We start from the raw sequence: 22,507 nt of genomic DNA, 5'->3' as shown, positions 1-22,507 counted from the left end.
ATTTGCAACTTTACAACTTCAGCCCGTTAACTTTCTGCGTGAAAAAGCGTAGCATCTTTTTTAAAAAGCGTAGCATCTTTCAAAAAAAGATGTAGCAGGTTTCAAGAGAAAGATGTACAAGTTTCAAAAAAAGACGTAACATCTTTTTTCCGGCAAACGTTTTTTATTTTTCAGCATGCTTATTCTATATATTTCGCCCCCCTTCACAGGCTTCACCTTTTTTAATCAAACTCCCTATTCATCGGTGATACAGAGTGAAGGGCCGTTCCCGCTCTTCCGTCTCCATGCACTTACACGTATCTGAAATCACAACATTTCTCAAACAGACTTGTACGCAACCCTGCCATAGGACTATTGTTCGCAAATCAAACTGTATTTATCCTCCATAAACGATGTTCTTATGCACATTCACTTTTCCCGATTCTTCGGGATAAAGAGCTTAAATTACATTGAATATACCTATCCTGAGTGCATTCGTGTACGATAACAGTGAAAAACCGTGAAAGAAATTAAAAGAGAACCAATATCAAGAATAAAATTTGGTGGGAACAGGCAAAAACTTTACATTTGCAATGTGATTTTTTTCATAGTATTAGATTTAAGGTTAACAAAGGTTGGAGCAAGGCGTTGCTCCTTTTTTTTGCTCTTTACCGAAGCAGTTGATACATACCGCCTGCCAATACACGTATTACCCCTTTCATTTCTAACTCAAAAAGTATGGCATTCATCTTATGCACAGGAATATCCGCTTTTACCACTAACGTATTTATCTGCTGATCGCCCTGCTTGTCAAGAATAGAAACAACCTGTTGTTCTTCTTCCGACAATTCAAGAAACAAACTTCGTTGAATACTTTCCGTTTTTGAAAAGACAGGGGAAACTCCCCAGCCCATAGCCTTTACAAAATCTTCGGCCGACAGAAGAAGAGCCGCTTTATTATCCCGGATCAACTGGTTGCAGCCGATAGAAGAGGCATCCATCGTACGGCCGGGAAAAGCAAAACAGTCGCGATGATAGCTCTCGGCAATGTCGGCAGTAATCAGCGAGCCTCCTTTAGAAGCAGATTCCACCACAATTGTGGCATCGGACATACCTGCCACAATACGGTTACGACTTATAAAGTTATGCTTATCAGGATTGGTTCCGATAAGGAACTCCGTTAAAAGACCGCCTTTTTGCAGCATATCAACAGCCGTCTTCCGATGGACAGAAGGATAAATACGGTCGAGACCGTGTGCCAATACTCCGACCGTAGAAAGATCATTGGCCAAAGCAGCGCGATGGGCATGAATGTCGATACCGTAAGCAAGGCCGCTTACCACAAGTACGTCCGGACAGAGGATCTTCAGATCACGAAGAAAAGAAGCACAAAGCTGTTTTCCATAATCGGTAGCATTACGAGTACCTACCATATTGATGACACGCAGAGAATTCAAATCGGCCGCACCTTTAAAAAAGAGTACGACAGGAGCATCATCACATTCACGGAGACGGGAGGGATATCGCTCGTCAGTGAAAGCAAGGCACGAAATATGATTCTTCTCTGCAAATTCAAACTCCTGTGTAGCACGCGACAAAGCCTGCGGACAATCTAAAGCCTCTACCACACGGCTATTGACACCGGGCAAACAATCGGGAAGTTCTTTTCGATAGCGAAACACATCAACAGCATTTCCAACCCCATCCAGCAACTTCTTGGCCCAAATATGCCCAATTCCCGGAATCTGCGTCAAGGCAATGCTGCAAATACACTCTTCAGGACTACTCATCAGAGGTAAGGTGCAAAAACGGTATCAAACAATGTGCTGTTACTCAAACGTCCGTTCACCACACAGACCGTCTCAACCGTTGATTTCACCACTACTTTCTGATCGTTTTTACGAAAGATATCCTGATAGAATACATATTTGATCCCTTCCTTCTTCATATAAAGTTTAGAGACAAACTCATCACCACTCTTTAAAGGAGTTTTAAAAGCCATATTGATACGGGCTACAACAGGATCGACACCCTGCTCGTGAAGTACGGCAAAACTAACTCCGACAGAAGAAAGAAACTCATGACGGGTGTGCTCCAAATAATGCTGATAATTGGCATTATTAACAATGCCCTGCAGGTCGCACTCATAGTCGCGCACCTTCATCTCCAGTTCATAAATATATTTATCCATAAAAAATAATTTGTCAATTAAATAATGTGCCAATATGCCAATGTGCCAATTGGCTACGCTGTCATAACATATGCCGCAGGGAAAATTGGCACATTGACATATTGGCACATTGACACATTATTATTCAATTCCTTTAAATTTCTTCAATTCTTCCGTTGAAACGAGTTTATAGAGCTTATCGCTCGGCCGTACTTTATCCAGCTTCATGGAGAAACGCTCTCCTTTTTTTACGGTCTGCACGGGCTTTAAGTCTACACGAGCCTCCTCAAGTGTGGCAAACAGCGCACCGGTAGTCGGACCGGTCACCAACAGCTTATCACCCACATTCAGCTCAGCCGCTTCCACCAAAAACTCCGCAACCCCAATGTTATTGAAATACCGGATTCCTTTCCCCACATAAATTTTGCGTTCCGTAGCGGCCGAACCATAATTTCTCGTCCATTCACCCAAGCGTTGCCCTAAGTAATAACCGTCCCAAAAGCCACGGTTGAACACTGTTTTCAGACGTTCGTCCCATTCAGCGATCTTCTCATCGGTAAACGTGCCTTCCAGATTGGCTTGAATGGCCTGCTTATAGCACTCCACCACCGTACGTACATACTCCGGCCCGCGAGCACGGCCTTCTATTTTGAATACCCGCACACCGGCATCCATCATCTTATTCATGAAGTGGATGGTCTTCAAATCTTTAGGAGACATAATATACTGGTTATCAACCTCTAATTCCACATCGGTCTCCTTATCGCGCACCGCATAAGAACGGCGGCACACCTGCATGCAAGCACCCCGATTGGCCGAACTGTTCATCTCATGCAATGAAAGATAACATTTGCCCGAAACTGCCATGCACAATGCACCGTGACAGAACATCTCGATGCGTATCTGTGCCCCCGAAGGACCACAAATATTCTCTTCCCGGATATGACGGTAGATCTCGGCCACCTGTTCCAGATTCAATTCACGGGCAAGCACCACCACATCGGCAAATTGTGCATAAAACCGCAACGCCTCCACATTCGATATGTTCAACTGAGTAGAAAGATGCACCTCCTGACCGATCCGACGGGCATAGCTCATCACCGCCACATCAGCAGCAATCACGGCAGAAATACCGGCCTCCTTTGCCGCATCCACAATGGTGCGCATCAGCTCCAGATCGTCATCATATATGATCGTATTTACCGTCAGATAACTCTTCATCCCATGTTCGTCACAGGTACGGGCAATCTCCCTTAAGTCGTCAATCGTAAAAGTATTGGCCGAACGGGCACGCATGTTCAGATTGGCAATACCAAAATAAATGGAATCGGCTCCCGCCTGAATAGCTGCCGCAAGCGACTCACGGGAACCCACCGGAGCCATTATCTCAAAGTCATTTATATTCATAATTTACGATTGAAAATAGATTTATCATGATGCAAAGGTACAATTTAATCCGTATTTTTGCAGCGATAAAGAAAGTTACTTCAATCGTAAACCGCATAATTAAGTAAACAACAAATGAAAATAAGCCATATAGATTTGGGTGAACACCCTATTTTCTTAGCCCCGATGGAGGATGTGACCGATCCCGCTTTCCGTCTGATGTGTAAAAAGTTTGGAGCAGATATGGTATACACCGAGTTCGTTTCGAGCGACGCACTGATACGTTCGGTCAATAAAACCACGCAGAAGCTCACGATTTGCGATGAAGAACGCCCCGTTGCCATACAGATATACGGTAAAGACACCGAAGCCATGGTAGGAGCCGCACGAATCGTAGAAGAAGCACGTCCCGACATACTGGACATCAACTTTGGATGCCCCGTAAAGAAAGTAGCCGGAAAAGGCGCCGGTGCCGGAATGTTGCAGAATATTCCGAAAATGCTTGAAATCACCCGTGCCGTAGTAGATGCCGTGAAAATACCGGTTACCGTAAAAACCCGGCTGGGCTGGGATGCCGACCATAAGATCATCGTCGATCTGGCCGAACAATTGCAAGACTGCGGCATTGCCGCATTGGCCATCCACGGACGTACCCGTGCACAGATGTACACGGGAGAAGCCGACTGGACGCTGATCGGCGAAGTGAAAAACAACCCGCGCATGCACATCCCGATCATTGGCAACGGTGACATCACCTCGGCCATACGGGCAAAGGAATGCTTTGACCGCTACGGAGTGGATGCCATCATGATCGGTCGCGGCAGCATCGGCCGGCCGTGGATTTTCCGCGAAGTAAAACACTTTTTAGAAACAGGTAACGAACTGCCGCCCGAAACTTTCGAATGGTATCTAAACGTACTCCGCGAAGAGGTACTCAACAGTGTAACCCGCCTGGACGAACGCCGGGGTATCATACACATACGCCGCCATCTGGCTGCAACACCCTTGTTCAAAGGCATTCCAAATTTCCGGGAAACCCGTATTGCCATGCTAAGAACAGAATCAGTAGAAGAACTTTTCCAAATTTTCGACAAAATAAAGCCGGAAGGTGAATAAAAAAGAGATCGACTTTAATCGCATAATTATAAAAAAGTTATTACTTTTGCAAGAAAATGAACCTCTTATAACGTAACAAACAATATGAGAAAACTGCTACTTCTTGTTATGCTGACATTCAGCCTCCCACTGCTTCGTGCACAATCTGTAGAAGAAATACAGAACAGCAAAGAATATATTTGGGGAACAGGAAACGCTTCCACGCTCAAGAAAGCCGACAATGAAGCTCTGGCTGCATTAATCAGCCAGATTTCCACCAATGTATCCAGCCAATTCAGCCAGCTCACCGAAGGAGGGACAGACGGAGACAAGGCTACGGTGGACGAGACCTTCAAATCGGTCATCAACACCTATTCACGGGCTACCCTGAACAACACCCGTCGCATCGTCATACAAAACGAACCGGAAGCAGCTGTCATGCGCTACATCAAAGTGAGCGAGATACAACGTATTTTCGAAGGCCGCAAAACCAAACTGCTCGACTTTACCCAAGAAGCGATAAAAGCCGAGAAAAAGGCACAGGTAGCCGATGCCCTACGTTATTATTACTGGGCTCTTATCTTGCTGCAAAGCTATCCGGACGGCAATTTCCTCACCATAAAAGACGAAGAAGGCAAAGAGCAATTACTATGCAATTGGATTCCCAAACAAATGAATGAGATCTTTTCGCATCTGGAAGTCTCTATCAACGAGGTGCATATCGACGGGGATCTGAAAACCATCGATCTGAAAGTACTCTACAAAGGCAAACCCGCCCGCAATTACGACTACACTTATTTTGACGGGCGCGATTGGTCGAACATCTTTTCGGCAAAAGACGGACTGGGCATCATCGAAATGCCGGCCGTAGCCAATGCCAAAGGAATGCAGATCAAAACAGAATACATGTTCGAAGGCGAATCGAACATCGACAATGAACTGGCAGAAGTGATGCAATCGGTAAACCCGATCCCTATGCGCAATTGCTATTTAAAACTGGAAGGTGACGAACCCAAACCGGGAGAATCCGCCCCTGAAGAGCCTCTGCAAGCTGCCTCCGGTGATAGTGCCAAACAGACAGAATCCGCCATGCATTACCTCGCCGACGAAGCCACCACCATTTACCAAAACACCATAGACGAAGTAGAAAAGGCAATCCGCTCTAAGAACTATACGAACATACAATCCATATGCACGCCGGAAGGTTTTTCCATGTTCAATCAACTTATCAAATATGGCAATGCCAAAATAATAAAAGAGCCTGAACTCAAATACCTGGAATGCAATGGTGAAATCACCTGCCGCAGCCTTCCTATGAGTTTCAGTTTCAACGGCAACCGGCGCACATTCGTCGAGGACGTTGTATTCACCCTGACTAAAGAGGGGAAAATAGACGCGATCTCATTCGGACTCAACAAACCGGCCGTTGACGACATCATGAATCAAACCTCTTGGGGAGACGACGTGCGTAAGGTACTGATAAACTTCCTCGAGAGCTACAAAACAGCCTATGCGTTGAAACGTTACGATTACATCAACAGCATCTTCTCGGATGATGCTCTGATTATCACCGGTTCCGTCTTGAAACACAAAGTGGCGAACGAAAATCAGCCTATGAGCAAAGATGCCGTCAAATATACCCGCCAGACGAAAAGCGAATTCATGAAAAGACTGAAACACATCTTCGCAGGCAATGAGTATATCAACATCCGTTTTGCTGATAATCAAGTGCGTAAATCCGGAGTAGGAGGAGAAATCTATGGCATCCAGATCAAACAAGACTACTTTTCATCCAGTTACGGCGACACAGGGTATCTTTTCCTGATGGTAGATCTCAATAATCCCAAAGAACCGATTATCCATGTACGTACATGGCAACCGGAAAAAGACCCGAACTTCGGACTGATCGACCTAAGTCATTTTTAAATAACAGGCGGCCCGCACGGAAATTCCATGTGGGCCGCACTCTTTACCATACCCTTTCACATCGCACCTCAACTTTTATATCTCCCTTAAAAAGTTTTGTCACTGAAAACCGTGACACGTATTGATTTTATAAGTTAAAATCCAATCATTCCCCATCATTTTATTTGCCAAATTAAACCGGGAATACAAACATTCATTATATTTGCGAAGAATAATCCAACGATCTTTGCCATTATCCTCCGTACTCTTAACAATAAAACCCTATAATCTTCTCTACATAAGGCGAAGCTCCTCCGGCATTCTAACAACAAATGCCGGGGGAGCTTTAAATAAAATAAAGCATCGATTACTATTTATTTTTTATGAACGGCATTCTCTTCCCTGTTCACCTTACTTGAACATCGGCACCGCAAACCATTTCTTGAACATCTTCGTCACAAGGACATACATCACGAATGCAGAAACAAAACCGACAACCGCATCAATCAGATAATGGGCCTGTATGTAGACAGTAGCACAACAAAGCAGCACATAAAACGGCATCAAAATAGCGAACAACCACTTGCTGCCACGCCATGCCATAATCATCAGGATAGTAGAAATCCCCACATGCGAACTGGGAAAAGCAGCCGTAGGCCGTTCGCCGACCTGCTGCGACCCCTCTACCAAATTATAAAAGAAGCCATGCTCATATCCCGGACCGGGAAGTAACTCCTGATGATAATTGAAATAATCACCGATGGCAAAAAACGTCCCGTGTTCTGCATTTTCAAACCCGATGGCCGGAAAATAATACTGAGGACCTGCAACCGGAACAAATATATAAATCAGATAATAGATAAAAAACGAAGTAACCAATACAAAAGAAAGCTTTTCGAACAACTCGAACCGGTAAATGAAATAAAACAGTGTAACTACCAGAATCATCGGATAATAAGAAAAATAGCCTAAATTAAAAGCCTCGCTCATCCATTTCTGCGGAAGAAGATAACAAAAATGAAGGGCAGGCTGAGTTCCAAACATCCATTGTTCGGCCGAAGCAAAAATATGATCTAAATTGGGAAAGAAACGGTTAAATTCATAAGTATCCGGATACCAATAAGAAAGCAGGCTCATCTGAATGGCAATACGCACAAATGCGGAAAACTTACAAGGTGCCAGCCGGTAGAGATACATCAGCAAAAACGTCATACCGGCAATCATAACCCTGTCGAGCAACATATGCCAGGGATGATCCATCCGCTGAAAAAGGAACAGAATCAATATGGAAGTTAACAAATTATATATCAGTGTCACCTTCTCGACAGCGAACAGTCCCTTGCGGGTCTCTACACGTTTAAATAAATCTAGAGCCATCCTTCATTCTTATACCAGGCAATAGCCTCTTTCACTCCTTTTTCAAGATCGTATTCCGGAACGTATCCCAGTTCTTTCATGACAGGAGTTATATCGCATTGCCAGTTTCGTTGTTTCATTATCTTATACTTATCCGAATTCAGTGTACTGCTCTTTCCCGAACGGGTAGCCACGAATTCAGCGAGCAAAGATACAACTTTAAGGACAATTAACGGACATCTCAATCGAATAACGTATGGATTCCCCAATTCTTTTCGTATCAGATCGGAAAATGCACTGCTTTTATAGACTTTTCCATCAGAAAGAAAATAAGCACGACGGGATATCTGTTTCTCTATCCCTAAGAAAATGGCCTGAACAATATCTTTCACATATACAAAAGTAAGATCCTGGCGTTTGAAGCCAACCGAAAAATCCATATGGTTGCGAATCGATTTCGCCATCAGGAAATAATCCATCTCACGCGGACCGTATACTCCCGTAGGACGATAAAAGACATAAGGGAAACCGGGAATACTCTGTATATACAATTCTGCTTTAAGTTTACTAAGCCCGTAAGCAGTATTCGGAGTACAAATATCGGTCTCCTTTATCGGAGCATAATCTTTCTCGTGCACCGGTCCGAAAACACTCAACGTACTGATATAAATAAACTGTTTGGGAACCATATTCAACTCCCGTAGCGTATCGACAAAATACTTCGTCTGCAAGTAGTTGACAAGATCGAACTCTTTCTTATCCCTGCACTTGGTCAGTCCGGCGCAATGTACAATGTAATCAAACTTATTATAAGTACCTTTATGCCCGGACAACTGTGCCCTCAGCTCATTGGGATGGGCAAAATCCAGTTCCAGAAAATGGATCTTACGCTCACGCAAATATTTCTTACTACTCGACGAACGAATGCCTGCCCACACAGCAAATTTACGCTTCAATGCTTCTTCCACAATGAAACTGCCGATAAATCCGCTTGCTCCTGTTATTAAGATACTTGCCATAAGAGATAATTATTCAATGTGCCAATATGCCAATGTGCCAATTGGCTGCGCTGTTTATCCGAATGGTAATTGGCACATTGGCATATTGACACATTGACACATTATTAAATTTCATTCCGAGTAGGATTTTCTGCCCCCAATTTGTTATAATATTAATCAACTCGCGGGCAAATGTACATGAAAATCTTGAATTATTAATATTTAATCATTTACTTTGTATCTATTAATAATTAGAAACCAGCGTATAAGATACGCACTTACCACCTGGCCTGCATACTAAACTTATAATTTAAAAAATATGGCGAAAAAGAAAGAAAAGAAAGCCGGTAAACGAATGAAGAAAAAAGAACTGGCAAACATATTAATGGATTTCTTCCATACCAAACAGGAAGAGGTTATCAGCCTTAAATATCTTTTCGCGGAATTACACCTTACCACACATCCCCTGAAAATGCTGTGCATGGATATTCTCGCGGATATGCTGGCAGACGACTACATAACGGAAGTCGATAAAAACAAATACAAACTCAACAATCACGGTATCGAGATGACAGGGACTTTCCAACGGAAAAGCAATGGAAAGAACTCATTTATTCCCGAAGGCGGAGGCGAACCCATATTCATAGCCGAACGCAATTCGGCCCATGCCATGAATAATGATAAAGTAAAGATAGCCTTTTTTGCCAAACGCAAGCACCATGATGCCGAAGGAGAAGTGATCGAAATTCTGGAACGCGCCAACGACACCTTTGTGGGTACACTGGAAGTAGAGAAGTCTTATGCTTTTCTGGTAACCGAAAACCGGACACTGGCCAACGATATTTTCATTCCAAAAGACAAACTGAAAGGTGGAAAGACCGGAGACAAAGCAGTGGTAAAGGTGATCGAATGGCCGGACAAAGCCAAAAATCCGATCGGACAGGTGATCGATATTTTAGGAAAAGCAGGGGATAACACAACCGAAATGCATGCCATCCTGGCGGAATTCGGCCTGCCCTACGTTTATCCGCAGGCTGTAGAGAAAGCTGCCGATAAAATCCCGGCGGAAATCACGGCAGAAGAGATAGCCAGACGTGAAGATTTCCGTAAAGTAACGACTTTCACCATCGACCCGAAAGATGCCAAAGACTTTGACGATGCGCTTTCTATCCGTAAACTAAAAGATAATTTATGGGAAGTAGGCGTACATATAGCCGATGTGACCCATTATGTAAAAGAAGGAAGTATCATCGATAAGGAAGCCGAGAAACGCGCAACGTCCGTTTATCTGGTAGACCGTACCATACCGATGCTGCCCGAACGTCTCTGCAACTTCCTCTGCTCCCTGCGTCCACACGAAGAGAAACTCGCATTTTCCGTCATCTTCGACATCACGGAAAAAGGAGATGTGAAAAATTCCCGTGTCGTACATACAGTGATCTATTCTGACCGTCGTTTCACTTACGAAGAAGCACAACAGATCATCGAAACCAAAAACGGTGACTTTAAAGATGAAGTACTGATGCTGGATACGATTGCCAAAGCTTTACGAGAAAAGCGTTTTGCCGCCGGTGCCATCAATTTCGACCGTTACGAAGTAAAATTCGAGATAGATGAGAAAGGAAAACCGGTCAGCGTCTATTTCAAAGAATCGAAAGATGCCAACAAGTTAGTGGAAGAGTTTATGCTGCTTGCCAACCGGACGGTAGCCGAGCAGATAGGCCGTGTACCTAAAGGCAAAAAGGCCAAAGTCCTGCCTTACCGTATTCACGACCTGCCCGATCCGGAAAAGTTAGACAACCTGAATCAGTTCATTGCGCGTTTCGGATACAAACTGCGTACCAGTGGTACCAAAACGGATATTTCGAAATCCATCAATCACCTGTTGGATGATATACAGGGAAAAAAAGAAGAAAACCTGATCGAAACAGTTTCTATCCGTGCCATGCAGAAGGCCCGTTATTCAACGCACAACATCGGCCACTACGGCTTGGCATTCGATTATTATACTCACTTCACATCCCCCATCCGCCGTTTTCCGGATATGATGGTTCATCGGTTAGTTACCAAATACCTCGATGGTGGAAGAAGTGTTTCGGAAAGTAAATACGAAGACCTGTGCGACCACAGTTCGAACATGGAACAAATTGCCGCCAATGCCGAACGTGCTTCCATCAAGTATAAACAAGTGGAATTTATGAGTGAACGGGTAGGTCAGACCTACGACGGAGTAATTTCCGGAGTTACGGAGTGGGGGCTTTATGTAGAACTCAACGAAAATAAATGCGAGGGTATGATACCGATGCGCGATTTGGATAATGACTACTATGAGTTCGACGAAAAGAACTATTGCCTGCGGGGACGTCGCAAAAATCACACCTATAGCCTGGGAGATGCCATCACCGTTAAAGTGGCACGAGCCAATTTGGAAAAGAAACAACTCGACTTTGCATTAGTTTAATAATGTGAATAATGTGCCAATATGCTAATATGCCAATGTGCCAATTAGCTGCGCTGTCCAGCCGAATGGCAATTGGCACATTGGCATATTGGCACATTATTTAATTGGCACATTATTGATTTGATATATTATTGAATTATTTAAAATGAAAACTGTTATCATAGAAGACAGACAACGAGTGGAAGAGATCATCTCCCGTTGCGATATCTGTTTTGTCGGCATCACCGATCTGGAAGGAAATCCATACGTAATACCCATGAATTTCGGTTATCAGGAGGGAGTTATCTATCTGCATTCCGGCCCTACCGGAAGCAGTATCGATATGCTGGCGCAAAACAACCATGTGTGTATCACTTTCAGCACAGATCACGAACTGGTATTCCAGCATCCCAAAGTAGCCTGCAGTTACCGTATGAAAGCCAAGAGCGTCATTTGCCGTGGAAAGGTAGGATTCATCGAAGATATGGACAGTAAACGGGAAGCACTGAATATCATCATGAAACATTATAGCAGCCGGGAATTCGTATACTCCGACCCGGCTGTAAGAAATGTGAAAATATGGGAAATACCTATTGATAGCGTGACAGCCAAAGAATATGCTGCCCCGCATAATAGTTGAAAGCCTTATTTAGTTGAGAGTTGAAAGTTGAAAGTTACTATGCAGCGCGTATTTATAGCGCAGCTAACTTTCAACTTTCAACTCTCAACTTTCAACTAATAAAGAGGGTATTCCTCAAAAGCATATAAAATCGTCGACAAGTAGCGTTCTCCTGTATCAGGCAGTAGTGCTACTATTGTTTTACCGGCATTCTCCGGAAGTTCGGCAAGTTTGGTAGCAGCGTATACGGCAGCTCCCGAAGAGATACCTACCAGTAATCCTTCTTTTGTAGCCAGTTCACGACTGGTCCGGATAGCATCGTCATTCTGTACCTGTACTATTTCATCTACTACCGAAGCATCATAAGTTTTCGGGATAAATCCTGCACCGATACCTTGTATCTTATGAGGACCAGGCTTACCGCCGGATAAAACCGGAGAATCCGCAGGTTCCACAGCCACTACCTTTATTAAAGGATTATGAGCTTTCAACGCCTTACCGACGCCGCTTACTGTCCCCCCTGTACCGACTCCAGCCACAAATATCTCAACCCTGCCATCCGTATCGGCCCAGATTTCCTGTCCGGTAGTCCGTACATGCACAGCCGGATTGGCAGGATTCTCAAACTGCTGCAATATCACTGCACCGGGAGTATTTGCTTTCAATTCTTCCGCTTTGGCGATAGCACCCTTCATTCCGTCGGCACCGGGGGTCAATACCAACTCGGCCCCTAAAGCCTTCAGCAAATTCCGTCGTTCTACACTCATGGTATCCGGCATCGTCAGAATCAGTTTATATCCCTTAGAAGCAGATACAAAAGCCAGTCCTACCCCCGTATTTCCACTGGTCGGCTCAATAATAGTGGCACCGGGCTTTAAAGCACCTTTCACCTCCGCATCTTCCACCATTGCCAGCGCAATGCGGTCTTTTACACTTCCTGCCGGATTAAAATACTCCAACTTTACTACCACGCGGGCTTTCAATCCTTTACTTGCATTGTAATTACTCAACTCCAGCAACGGAGTGTTGCCAACAAGGTCCGTCAGCTTTTTCGCTATCTTTGCCATACTTATATTGTATTTAAATATCCATTCTTTTATTATACGACAAAGATAGGGAGGTTTTAGTTCGCCGGAAATACCACACTTGTGGTAAATTCGTACTACAAATAAGGTATAAACACGAAAAACAGCCCCTAATATTCAGAATAGTATCAGCATTCAATAAAATTTCATCATTCGATAAAGGTAATTTTCCATACTTTTGCAAATAGAAGTCCACAACACATAGAACGAATATATTATGAAGGAACTGAAATCAACCGTGAAACGTACCGGCTTACTGGCCTCATCACTCCTATGCAGTGCTTTACTGATGGCCGTCCCGTTCCGGAAGGAACTGAATGAAGGCTGGAAATTCAAACAGGCAAGACTTACCAACTGGTATCCGGCCACCGTACCGGGTGTGATACATACCGATCTGCTGGCTAATAAAATCATTGAAGATCCGTTCTTCCGACTCAACGAAAGAGGGCTGCAATGGATCGACAAAGAAGACTGGATCTATGAAACCACTTTTTCTCTCCCGGCAGAAATCATGCAGAAACAAACTATCAGACTCATATTCAAAGGACTGGATACCTATGCGGATGTCTACCTGAACGAAAAAAAGATACTGGCAGCCAATAATATGTTCCGTGAGTGGCAAGTCGATATAAAACCCTATCTGCTGCCGGATGATAATAAGCTGAAAGTTTACTTCCACTCACCCATCAAAATGGATATCCCTAAATGGGATGCGCTTCCCTATCATTACGAAGCATCCAATGACCAATCGGAGAATGGCGGAGTATTCGATAAGAAGGTCAGCGTCTTCGCCCGCAAGGCAGGCTATCATTACGGATGGGATTGGGGACCGCGTCTGGTCACATCGGGCATCTGGCGCCCCGTCTTTATAGAAGCATGGGACGATGCACATATTCACAATATCTTTATCCGGCAAAAAGAAGTAAACAAAAGCCGGGCAACCATCACCGGAGAAGTAGAAATAGAAGCAGACAGAGATTTCGACCAAGCCATTGTCTCCATTACAGATAATAAATCCGGGAAAGTACTGGGACAGCAAGGATTATCTCTCAAAAAAGGGTTCAACAAAGCAACCGTGTCTTTCGTCCTCAAAAACCCGGAGCTTTGGTGGAGCAACGGACTGGGAGAACCGTACCGTTATGACTTCCGGACAGACTTATCTGTCAACGAACGACTTACAGACAGCCAAACAGAGAAAATAGGAATCCGCTCCTTAAAGATTATCAATAAGCCCGACAAGGACGGAAAGACATTCTATGTGGAACTAAACGGGCAACCTGTTTTTGCAAAAGGCGCCAATTACATTCCTCAAGACAATTTTCTGCCACGCGTCACGGAAGAAAGATACCGGAAAACCATTCTCGACGCAGTCAATGCCAATATGAATATGCTGCGCATCTGGGGAGGAGGTATTTACGAGAACGACCTCTTCTACGATCTTTGCGACCAATATGGTATACTGGTTTGGCAGGATTTCATGTTCGCATGCAGCCTTTATCCTGCCGAAGGTGAATTTCTTGAAAATATCCGCCAGGAAGCGATCGACAACATAAAGCGCCTGCGCAATCATGCCTGTATCGCCCTTTGGTGCGGTAACAATGAGTGCAATGATGCCTGGTTCAACTGGGGATGGCAAAGGCGATATACCCAGCAGAATCCGGAGTACGAGCAACGGATATGGAAACAATTTACCGATCAATATTACGTGACGCTTCCCGAAGTCGTTCAAGAATATGCTCCTGAAAGTTTTTATTGGCCCTCTTCTCCTTTTGCCCGTTATGACGGCGGCAGCGACGATCGCAACGGCGACCGCCATTATTGGAACGTATGGCATTCCAAAGAACCGATCAACAGCTACAACAAAGCACGCAGCCGCTTTTTCAGCGAATATGGTTTCCAGTCGTTTCCGGAATTTGAATCGGTAAAGCGCTATGCTCCCTACCCGGAAGACTGGGACATCTACTCGGAGGTAATGATATCTCACCAACGCGGTGGCGCGCATGCCAACGGACTGATCGAAACATATCTGTTGAACGAATATCGTCAACCGAAAGATTTCGAAGCTTTCCTCTACATGAATCATGTATTGCAGGGAGATGCCATCAAAACAGCTATTGAAGCCCACCGACGGGACATGCCTTATTGCATGGGAACACTTTTCTGGCAGCATAACGATTGTTGGCCGGTGGCCTCTTGGGCAAGCCGCGACTATTACGGACGCTGGAAAGCGCAACACTACTTTGCCCGTCAAACCTATCGTGATCTGCTCGTCTCCCCCATTGCCGATGAGGAAGGTATGCTGAACATCTATGTGGTTTCCGACCGCCCTGCTTCTTGTAGCGGTACCCTCGATGTAAAAGTTATCAAACTGACAGGTGAAATCATCAGCGACTTCCGGCAAACCGTAAAGATAGCCGCCAATACGAGCCGTAAGCTCTTTTCCATCGAACTGGACAAAGCACTAAAAAATATCCCTAAAGAAGACGTTTTCATTTATGCCCGGCTTACAGATAAGAATAAAAACATTTATTCGAATCAATACTTTTTAGTCAAGCAAAAAGAGGTCAATTATCCCAAAGTATCGATTACACGGGACATTAAACCGGTAGAAGGAGGTTTCGAGGTAACCCTGAAAAGTGATTATTTTGCACGGGCTGTATTTTTAAGTACAGGTGATGCAGAAAGCTCTTTCAGCGACAATTACTTTGACATACTGCCGGGCACTCCCGTATCGGTTGTTATTTATACCGTTTTATCGCAGTCGATGTTGGAAAAGCAACTGAAAGTAATATCACTCAGTGACGAGTATTAATAAAAATCAAGACTGAAGCAAACCCGTTTGGTTGTCTTTCAAAAGTATTGCTTAATATTATTATAAATAAGCATAGTATACTCTTTTACTACTTAAAAGTATACTTCCGTCTCTCTTCCCTATAGGATCAAGAAGTAAAAACATGCCCATGTTTTATGTCAGAACATGGGCATGTTGTCTTATACAACATGGGCATGTTTTCATTAGCAACATCCGGATGTTTTATAATGATAAACCTGTCAAATTATATACAATGGTTCTTGATAAAAGCTCAATATGATTTTGCCACATTCACTCTCCAAGCATACAACATAACTATTATAAAAGAGAGTAAAGGCACTATAAAAGAGAAAGACATCGTAGTCTGATCGGCTACATATCCCATCATTAACGGGCCTACCGCCCCACCGACAGGTGACATCATCAAAAATGAGGAAGCGCGCTTCGTATGTCTCCCCAATCCTCTCAAAGAAAGGGCAAAGATAGTAGGAAACATAATAGCTTCAAATGCATAACCCAAGAAAAGGGCAATCAGGGAAACCATCCCCAAGTTCAGCACAAGCAATAAAGAAGTGATCACCGTGCATATGGCACAAAACAATAATACTTTCTCTGCACAAATGCGCTGCATAATCCAGCTACCGGCAAAACGTCCGCACATAAACAGGCCCAATCCTCCGAAAGAGAGCACGACAGAAGCATCCCGGGCATTCATCCAGCCATCGTCTACCACGTAATTGATAAAGAAACTGTTAATGGAAATCTCAGCTATCTCATAACAGAACAGGGCGGCAACACCCAAAACAAAAAGTTTATGCGACCATAATCCTCCCACCTTTTCCTGTTCCTTGTTTTCTTCTTCATGAACTATTTCCGGCAACCTGATCTTAGAGAAAACCATAGCGACTGACAATACCACAATACCCATCAACGTATAGGGCAAAGCGATGGCGGCTGATCCGTCTTCTGAAAATAATAATAATCCACCTACCAACGGCCCACAGATACACCCCAAGCCATTGAATGACTGGGCCAGATTCAACCGGCTGGCAGCAGTCTCCCTGTCTCCCAACTCTGTCATATAGGGATTGGCAGCAGTCTCCAGAAAAACCAAACCACAGGCGATGACGAACAAAGAAAACAGAAAGAAATTGAACGACATCCAATATTCTCCGGGAATAAATAATAGAGAACCGAGCCCGTAAAGCAGTAATCCGAAGACAACACCACGGCGATAACCGTATTTATTAATAAACAGTCCGGCCGGAATCGCCATAACAAAATATCCCAAATAAAACATCACCTGCACCCATGCCGAATGGGCCCGGCTAATAACCATTACATCCTGAAAATGTTTATTCAACACATCAAGAATGGCATGGGCAAACCCCCATAAGAAAAATAAAGAAGTAACCAGGATAAAAGGAATCCTATATTCCTTTTTCACCAATGCATATCTCTGCTTTTGCATAATTTCAAACTAAATGGACGTGCAAAGATAGACAAAATATAAAAACCAATCTTATTCACTTGCCTCTGTCTTGGGGTAATTGGGACTATAAAGCAAAGTTTCTTTCCGAACCACCAATTTTCCATCTTTCACAAACCCTTCTCCCCGTTCACTCAAGTGTTTCACCATTGCCCCACGCAATTCTTCCAGTTTATGTTTATAGCGTTTCTCCGACACCAGGTTTTTCTGTTCTCCCCTATCCTTTACCAGATCAAACAACTGTTCCTCACCTGTATGGAAATTCCATATATATTTCATCTTACCGTCCGTCAAACCACACCAATAGTTTTCCTTAGCATAACAGGTAGCATGCTCCAAATCAATATACTGTCTCCAGCCGGGTTTTCTATTTTCATCCATCAAAGCCAATAAAGAAAGTCCGTCCATATCCTGCGGAACCTGTGCGCCGGAAACTTCTAAAAAAGTAGGCAGAAAATCCCGCAACTCTACCGGCTCATCTATTTGGGCTCCCTTTTTTACACCAAACGAATCGGGCCATTTCACAATATAGGGCACATGTGTAGAACCTTCGTAAGGGTAGGTCTTCCGCCAATGGTAATGATCACCTAACATATCCCCATGATCGGAGACATAACAGATTAAAGCATTGTCATACATGCCTTTGTCCTTCAAGACCTGTACTATTTTACCTATTTCCTCATCAATAAATGTCACATTTGCATAATAGTACTTGCGGGAATTCCGGGCATATTCCGTCCCAAAGTTGGCAAATGGAGCGTCTTTATCCGCTTTCGCCGGATCAAGCAGGGCAGCATACCTGTCACACCAATCACCCATATAAGGTGCCGGAATTTCTTTATCCGAATATTCATCCAAGAGCCGTTGGGGAGGATCGTACGGACTATGCGGCCGTGCAAAAGAAACTTTCAGAAAAAGAGGTTTTTCGTTATCGTAATTTCGGATCAATTCACAGGCCATCTTACCTGTCCAGGCTGTGGGATGCAGTTCTTCAGGCAATTTATAAATGCCTGCCCTGTGCTCGTTCCAACCGATACCTGTCAAATCCGGATCTCCACCCGGCATTTGAAGCTGTAGCCATAACCGGTAATCACTGATAAAGTCTTTTGACTCGGCACGCCCGCTCTCGTCTATCAATGTCCCCTGAAAACCATGCAAAGCCTTCTGCGGGAACCAATGCATCTTTCCAATGCCGAATGTATAATAGCCTTGTTCCGTCAACATGGCGGGCATTTCATATTTGTACTCTTCGGCCACCCTTCCATAACCCAGCATACCGTGATGCCAAGGAGACATACCGGTCAATAGCCCGGCGCGTGCCGGCGTACTACTCGGCGTCGAAGAATAGCCGTTACAAAACAAGGTCCCTTCCCGGGATAACTGATCTATATTGGGTGAGATGACGGATTCATTTCCCATACATCCCAAAGCATCGGCACGGTGCTGATCGGACATGATCAGAATAATATGAGGTTTTTGCTGAGCATTTGCCTGCTGAGCCGAAAGTCCGGCCCCGGAAGCCAGCACTAACATACTGTTTAATATCGGAAGTGTTTTCATTGTCACAAAGGTTAATTTATATAATCATAATTTTAGCACAAATCATAAAAGGCTGTTTTACAAAAAAGAAAGAGCCGGTCATCAAGTCACCGTCCAAAACGATATTTTCAACAAAGATAAACAAAAAGTAGTATATGGAGCATAAGAAACCTTTTTCTTCAGTCTACAAAATGAGCAATCGGCCGTTTTCGGACAGAACAAAAAGACCGAATAGACGAAATGCAAAAAATGACATAAATCAAGAAAAAAGGGGATAAACTCAAAAACAAGAGAGCACTGATCGCTGTTTTTCATGATTGTTGTAATTTTGCCGCCGGTAAAAAGATTGGTATAGTTAATATGAAGAAAAGTCTTATCGCATTGGCGTTCGGTACCTTGGGATTGGGTATCGCAGAATTTGTCATGATGGGTATTCTGCCCGATGTGGCGCATGATTTCGGTATCAGTATCTCCCAGGCAGGACATTTTATTTCTGCCTATGCGCTGGGAGTATGCGTAGGGGCACCTATGCTGATACTTGCCCGCAAACATCCGTTGAAACGTATTCTTCTGATACTCGTCACGCTGATCATGGTAGGAAATATAAGTGCGGCTCTGGCACCTAACTATTGGATACTGTTGTTGGCCCGTTTCATCTCCGGACTTCCACATGGCGCCTATTTCGGAGTAGGCTCTATTGTTGCCGAAAAATTGGCAGATAAAGGAAAAGGTTCGGAAGCCGTCTCTATTATGGTAGCTGGGATGACGATAGCTAATCTTTTCGGTGTCCCATTGGGAACTTCATTGAGTGCCGCTATTTCATGGCGTGTAACTTTCTTGTTGGTAGGCTGTTGGGGAATGATTATACTCTACTACATCTGGCGCTGGGTGCCACAAATAGAAAGCCTGCCCGATACAGGATTAAAAGGACAGTTCCGCTTTCTTAAATCTCCCGCCCCCTGGCTGTTGATAGGAGCAACCCTGTTGGGAAACGGCGGCGTATTCTGCTGGTACAGTTATATCAATCCGCTACTGACCCATGTATCCGGATTCCATCCTCAGAGCATTACTTTTCTAATGGTACTTGCCGGTTTCGGTATGGTTGTAGGAAATCTTGCCAGTGGACGTTTGTCCGATAAATACAAACCGGGACGAGTGGCAGCTACCGTACAGGCATGCATCTGCGTCACACTATTGCTAATTTTCTTTTTATCATCCGTTTCGTGGCTGTCCGTATTGCTGATGTGTCTTTGTACGGCAGGACTGTTTGCCCTCTCCAGTCCGCAACAAGTCTTGCTGATACGTTATTCAAAAGGAGGAGAGATGTTGGGAGCAGCCAGCGTACAGGTGGCATTCAATTTGGGAAACGCAATTGGTGCTTACTCCGGCGGATTAGCATTGCAAGCAGGACTTGGCTATCAATATCCTGCATTGATAGGTGTCCCTTTCGCTTTTGCAGGATTTATACTGCTGACTGTATTTCACAAGAAATATGAAAATTGAGAACATAATTGCTTGCCTGCAAAAGAATAGTTATCTTTGCGCCCATATTTTAAACAGTACGTACTGTTTAATGTGCATTGATAATAAATAAAATAACAAAATAGATAAATGGCATTGCAATGTGGTATTGTCGGACTGCCGAACGTGGGTAAGTCGACACTTTTCAACTGTTTGTCAAATGCGAAAGCACAAGCGGCAAACTTCCCTTTTTGTACAATAGAACCGAATGTAGGCGTAATTACCGTCCCGGACGAACGTCTGAATAAGTTGGCGGAACTGGTACATCCGCAACGAATCGTACCCACTACGGTAGAAATCGTGGATATCGCCGGATTGGTAAAAGGAGCCAGTAAAGGAGAAGGATTGGGCAATAAATTTCTTGCTAACATCCGCGAAACAGATGCTATCCTGCACGTACTCCGTTGCTTTGACGATGATAACGTGACACACGTAGACGGAAGTGTAAATCCGGTACGCGACAAAGAAATCATCGACTACGAATTACAACTGAAAGACCTCGATACCATCGACGCCCGCATACAGAAAGTGCAGAAACAGGCACAGACCGGTGGAGATAAAGCAGCCAAACAGGCCTACGACGTATTGGTGAAATACAAAGAGGCATTGGAGCAAGGGAAATCAGCCCGTACCGTACAATTCGAAACAAAAGACGAGCAAAAGATTGCCCGTGAACTTTTCCTGCTTACCAGCAAACCCGTGATGTATGTCTGCAACGTAGACGAAGCCAGCGCAGTAAGCGGAAACAAATACGTAGACATGGTACGTGAAGCTGTGAAGGACGAAAATGCAGAGATTCTGATTGTGGCCGCCAAAACAGAATCGGACATTGCCGAACTGGAGACTTATGAAGACCGTCAGATGTTTCTTGCCGAAGTAGGTCTGGAGGAATCGGGTGTAGCTCGTCTTATCAAATCAGCCTACAAGCTATTGAATCTGGAAACCTATTTCACGGCCGGTGTACAGGAAGTACGGGCCTGGACATACGAAAAGGGCTGGAAAGCTCCCCAATGCGCCGGAGTGATCCATACGGACTTTGAAAAAGGATTTATCCGTGCAGAGGTCATCAAATACGACGATTTCATCCAATACGGTTCGGAAGCTGCCGTGAAAGAGGCAGGCAAGTTGGGCGTAGAAGGAAAAGAATACATAGTACAAGACGGAGATATCATGCATTTCCGCTTTAACGTATAATTTATGAATTATCTCATAGCAGGAACCGGAGGTGTAGGAGGCAGTATTGCCGCTTTTCTTGCTCTGGCGGGAAAAGATGTTACCTGTATAGCTCGCGGGGCACACCTCGAAGCGATACAAACAAACGGTCTGAAACTAAAATCAGACTTGAAGGGGGATCATACCATCGCTGTGAAAGCCTGTACGGCAGAAGAATACGACGAAAAGGCAGACGTAATATTCGTTTGTGTAAAAGGTTATTCCGTCGATTCCATTACAGAACTGATAAAGCGTGCCGCCCACGAAAAAACAATTGTCATTCCCATATTAAATGTGTATGGCACAGGACCACGCATCCAACGCCTTGTGCCGGGAGTTACCGTTCTGGACGGTTGCATCTACATCGTAGGCTTTGTATCCGCACCGGGAGAAATCACTCAGATGGGAACCATTTTCCGCCTGGTATACGGAGCACATAAAGGCACAGACGTATCTCCCGAACTGCTTGAAGCCGTGCGTGACGAACTGGTGGAAAGCGGAATCAAAGTAGACCTATCGCCTGACATTCAGCGGGATACATTCATCAAATGGTCATTCATCTCGGCAATGGCCGTCACCGGTGCCTACTACGACGTCCCAATGGGTGAAGTACAGAAACCGGGCAAAATACGCGACACCTTCATCGGCCTTTCTACGGAGAGCGCTGCATTGGGCAAAAAACTCGGTATAGAATTTCCCGAAGATCCCGTTGGTTACAACCTTAAAGTAATCGATAAACTCGACCCTCAAAGCACTGCTTCCATGCAGAAAGACATGGCAAAAGGTCATGAATCCGAAGTGCAAGGGTTACTCTTCGACATGATAACAGCCGCCGAAGAGCAAGGAATAGATGTACCCACTTATCGGGAAGTCGCTAAAAAATTCAGATCATAAAATTAAA

The 22,507-nt window shown here is 44.4% G+C and carries 16 protein-coding genes; 8 read left to right on the top strand and 8 right to left on the bottom strand.

What is annotated here, in order from left to right:
* Nucleotides 1-647: 647 nt before the first annotated feature.
* From dprA to HMPREF1532_RS09455, 3 genes are all read right to left on the bottom strand, one after another.
* A complete protein-coding gene (gene dprA, locus HMPREF1532_RS09465) occupies nucleotides 648-1,769 on the bottom strand; it encodes a DNA-processing protein DprA (protein ID WP_005928238.1) in 1,122 nt (373 codons plus the stop codon).
* Nucleotides 1,769-2,170: an acyl-CoA thioesterase gene (locus HMPREF1532_RS09460; RefSeq protein ID WP_007479630.1), complete on the bottom strand. Its 402-nt coding sequence runs from the start codon at nucleotides 2,168-2,170 to the stop codon at nucleotides 1,769-1,771. Before HMPREF1532_RS09460 ends, dprA begins: the two co-directional genes overlap by 1 nt.
* A gap of 120 nt (nucleotides 2,171-2,290) precedes the next feature.
* Nucleotides 2,291-3,556 (bottom strand): peptidase U32 family protein, encoded by a 1,266-nt coding sequence (locus tag HMPREF1532_RS09455; protein WP_005928233.1) that lies wholly within the window; start codon nucleotides 3,554-3,556, stop codon nucleotides 2,291-2,293.
* 114 nt (nucleotides 3,557-3,670) lie between these two features.
* On the opposite strand from HMPREF1532_RS09455, the gene dusB reads away from it, so the two are divergent.
* Both dusB and HMPREF1532_RS09445 read left to right on the top strand, forming a co-directional pair.
* Entirely contained in the window at nucleotides 3,671-4,651 is a 981-nt protein-coding gene (gene dusB, locus HMPREF1532_RS09450; protein WP_005928231.1) for a tRNA dihydrouridine synthase DusB, read from the top strand.
* A gap of 84 nt (nucleotides 4,652-4,735) precedes the next feature.
* The gene (locus HMPREF1532_RS09445; protein ID WP_005928229.1) at nucleotides 4,736-6,556 is read left to right on the top strand and encodes an LPP20 family lipoprotein; all 1,821 of its coding nucleotides are present in this window, start codon (nucleotides 4,736-4,738) and stop codon (nucleotides 6,554-6,556) included.
* Nucleotides 6,557-6,946: 390 nt separating this feature from the next.
* Here HMPREF1532_RS09445 and HMPREF1532_RS09440 read toward each other — a convergent pair whose 3' ends face one another.
* Together HMPREF1532_RS09440 and HMPREF1532_RS09435 are read right to left on the bottom strand one after the other, a co-directional pair.
* On the bottom strand, nucleotides 6,947-7,912 hold the full coding sequence (locus HMPREF1532_RS09440; protein ID WP_005928227.1) for a phosphatase PAP2 family protein: 966 nt from the start codon (nucleotides 7,910-7,912) through the stop codon (nucleotides 6,947-6,949).
* Entirely contained in the window at nucleotides 7,903-8,910 is a 1,008-nt protein-coding gene (locus HMPREF1532_RS09435; RefSeq protein WP_005928225.1) for an NAD-dependent epimerase/dehydratase family protein, read from the bottom strand. The genes HMPREF1532_RS09440 and HMPREF1532_RS09435 overlap by 10 nt, the downstream gene beginning before the upstream one ends.
* Before the next feature lie 298 nt (nucleotides 8,911-9,208).
* Between HMPREF1532_RS09435 and rnr the strand changes: the two genes are divergently transcribed.
* Nucleotides 9,209-11,350 carry a ribonuclease R gene (gene rnr, locus HMPREF1532_RS09430; RefSeq protein ID WP_005928222.1) on the top strand — a complete coding sequence of 714 codons (2,142 nt, stop codon included), beginning with the start codon at nucleotides 9,209-9,211 and terminating at the stop codon, nucleotides 11,348-11,350.
* A gap of 145 nt (nucleotides 11,351-11,495) precedes the next feature.
* Complete coding sequence (locus HMPREF1532_RS09425; protein WP_005928220.1) at nucleotides 11,496-11,969, top strand: pyridoxamine 5'-phosphate oxidase family protein; 474 nt, start codon at nucleotides 11,496-11,498, stop codon at nucleotides 11,967-11,969.
* 95 nt (nucleotides 11,970-12,064) lie between these two features.
* Here the strand turns inward: HMPREF1532_RS09425 and cysK are convergent, their stop codons facing one another.
* Nucleotides 12,065-13,015 carry a cysteine synthase A gene (cysK, locus tag HMPREF1532_RS09420; protein WP_005928217.1) on the bottom strand — a complete coding sequence of 317 codons (951 nt, stop codon included), beginning with the start codon at nucleotides 13,013-13,015 and terminating at the stop codon, nucleotides 12,065-12,067.
* A gap of 235 nt (nucleotides 13,016-13,250) precedes the next feature.
* Here cysK and HMPREF1532_RS09415 point away from each other — a divergent pair, with 235 nt between their 5' ends.
* Nucleotides 13,251-15,845 (top strand): beta-mannosidase, encoded by a 2,595-nt coding sequence (locus tag HMPREF1532_RS09415; protein WP_005928216.1) that lies wholly within the window; start codon nucleotides 13,251-13,253, stop codon nucleotides 15,843-15,845.
* Between the two features lie 271 nt (nucleotides 15,846-16,116).
* Here HMPREF1532_RS09415 and HMPREF1532_RS09410 read toward each other — a convergent pair whose 3' ends face one another.
* Both HMPREF1532_RS09410 and HMPREF1532_RS09405 read right to left on the bottom strand, forming a co-directional pair.
* The gene (locus tag HMPREF1532_RS09410; protein ID WP_005928212.1) at nucleotides 16,117-17,316 is read right to left on the bottom strand and encodes a sugar MFS transporter; all 1,200 of its coding nucleotides are present in this window, start codon (nucleotides 17,314-17,316) and stop codon (nucleotides 16,117-16,119) included.
* A gap of 51 nt (nucleotides 17,317-17,367) precedes the next feature.
* Nucleotides 17,368-18,894: an arylsulfatase gene (locus HMPREF1532_RS09405; protein WP_005928211.1), complete on the bottom strand. Its 1,527-nt coding sequence runs from the start codon at nucleotides 18,892-18,894 to the stop codon at nucleotides 17,368-17,370.
* 339 nt (nucleotides 18,895-19,233) lie between these two features.
* Here HMPREF1532_RS09405 and araJ point away from each other — a divergent pair, with 339 nt between their 5' ends.
* The 3 genes from araJ (at nucleotide 19,234) to HMPREF1532_RS09390 (ending at nucleotide 22,500) form a co-directional block, all read left to right on the top strand.
* Nucleotides 19,234-20,376 carry an MFS transporter AraJ gene (araJ, locus tag HMPREF1532_RS09400; RefSeq protein WP_005928209.1) on the top strand — a complete coding sequence of 381 codons (1,143 nt, stop codon included), beginning with the start codon at nucleotides 19,234-19,236 and terminating at the stop codon, nucleotides 20,374-20,376.
* Nucleotides 20,377-20,484: 108 nt separating this feature from the next.
* Entirely contained in the window at nucleotides 20,485-21,588 is a 1,104-nt protein-coding gene (gene ychF / locus HMPREF1532_RS09395) for a redox-regulated ATPase YchF (protein WP_005928207.1), read from the top strand.
* A 3-nt stretch (nucleotides 21,589-21,591) separates the two neighbouring features.
* On the top strand, nucleotides 21,592-22,500 hold the full coding sequence (locus HMPREF1532_RS09390; RefSeq protein WP_005928205.1) for a ketopantoate reductase family protein: 909 nt from the start codon (nucleotides 21,592-21,594) through the stop codon (nucleotides 22,498-22,500).
* The last annotated feature ends 7 nt before the right edge of the window (nucleotides 22,501-22,507 follow it).

The organism is Bacteroides salyersiae WAL 10018 = DSM 18765 = JCM 12988, from assembly GCF_000381365.1.
Taxonomy (GTDB): Bacteria; Bacteroidota; Bacteroidia; order Bacteroidales; family Bacteroidaceae; genus Bacteroides; species Bacteroides salyersiae.
This window is presented reverse-complemented; position numbering and strand designations above follow the sequence as displayed.

Bases quoted from the DNA above. Each gene is read 5' to 3' on its own strand.
- HMPREF1532_RS09425 (WP_005928220.1), top strand. From the start codon at position 11,496: ATGAAAACTGTTATCATAGAAGACAGACAACGAGTGGAAGAGATCATC.
- HMPREF1532_RS09445 (WP_005928229.1), top strand. From the start codon at position 4,736: ATGAGAAAACTGCTACTTCTTGTTATGCTGACATTCAGCCTCCCACTG.
- HMPREF1532_RS09390 (WP_005928205.1), top strand. From the start codon at position 21,592: ATGAATTATCTCATAGCAGGAACCGGAGGTGTAGGAGGCAGTATTGCC.
- HMPREF1532_RS09405 (WP_005928211.1), bottom strand. From the start codon at position 18,894: ATGAAAACACTTCCGATATTAAACAGTATGTTAGTGCTGGCTTCCGGG.
- HMPREF1532_RS09460 (WP_007479630.1), bottom strand. From the start codon at position 2,170: ATGGATAAATATATTTATGAACTGGAGATGAAGGTGCGCGACTATGAG.
- dprA (WP_005928238.1), bottom strand. From the start codon at position 1,769: ATGAGTAGTCCTGAAGAGTGTATTTGCAGCATTGCCTTGACGCAGATT.
- dusB (WP_005928231.1), top strand. From the start codon at position 3,671: ATGAAAATAAGCCATATAGATTTGGGTGAACACCCTATTTTCTTAGCC.
- araJ (WP_005928209.1), top strand. From the start codon at position 19,234: ATGAAGAAAAGTCTTATCGCATTGGCGTTCGGTACCTTGGGATTGGGT.
- HMPREF1532_RS09410 (WP_005928212.1), bottom strand. From the start codon at position 17,316: ATGCAAAAGCAGAGATATGCATTGGTGAAAAAGGAATATAGGATTCCT.
- HMPREF1532_RS09455 (WP_005928233.1), bottom strand. From the start codon at position 3,556: ATGAATATAAATGACTTTGAGATAATGGCTCCGGTGGGTTCCCGTGAG.
- rnr (WP_005928222.1), top strand. From the start codon at position 9,209: ATGGCGAAAAAGAAAGAAAAGAAAGCCGGTAAACGAATGAAGAAAAAA.
- HMPREF1532_RS09435 (WP_005928225.1), bottom strand. From the start codon at position 8,910: ATGGCAAGTATCTTAATAACAGGAGCAAGCGGATTTATCGGCAGTTTC.
- cysK (WP_005928217.1), bottom strand. From the start codon at position 13,015: ATGGCAAAGATAGCGAAAAAGCTGACGGACCTTGTTGGCAACACTCCG.
- HMPREF1532_RS09415 (WP_005928216.1), top strand. From the start codon at position 13,251: ATGAAGGAACTGAAATCAACCGTGAAACGTACCGGCTTACTGGCCTCA.
- ychF (WP_005928207.1), top strand. From the start codon at position 20,485: ATGGCATTGCAATGTGGTATTGTCGGACTGCCGAACGTGGGTAAGTCG.
- HMPREF1532_RS09440 (WP_005928227.1), bottom strand. From the start codon at position 7,912: ATGGCTCTAGATTTATTTAAACGTGTAGAGACCCGCAAGGGACTGTTC.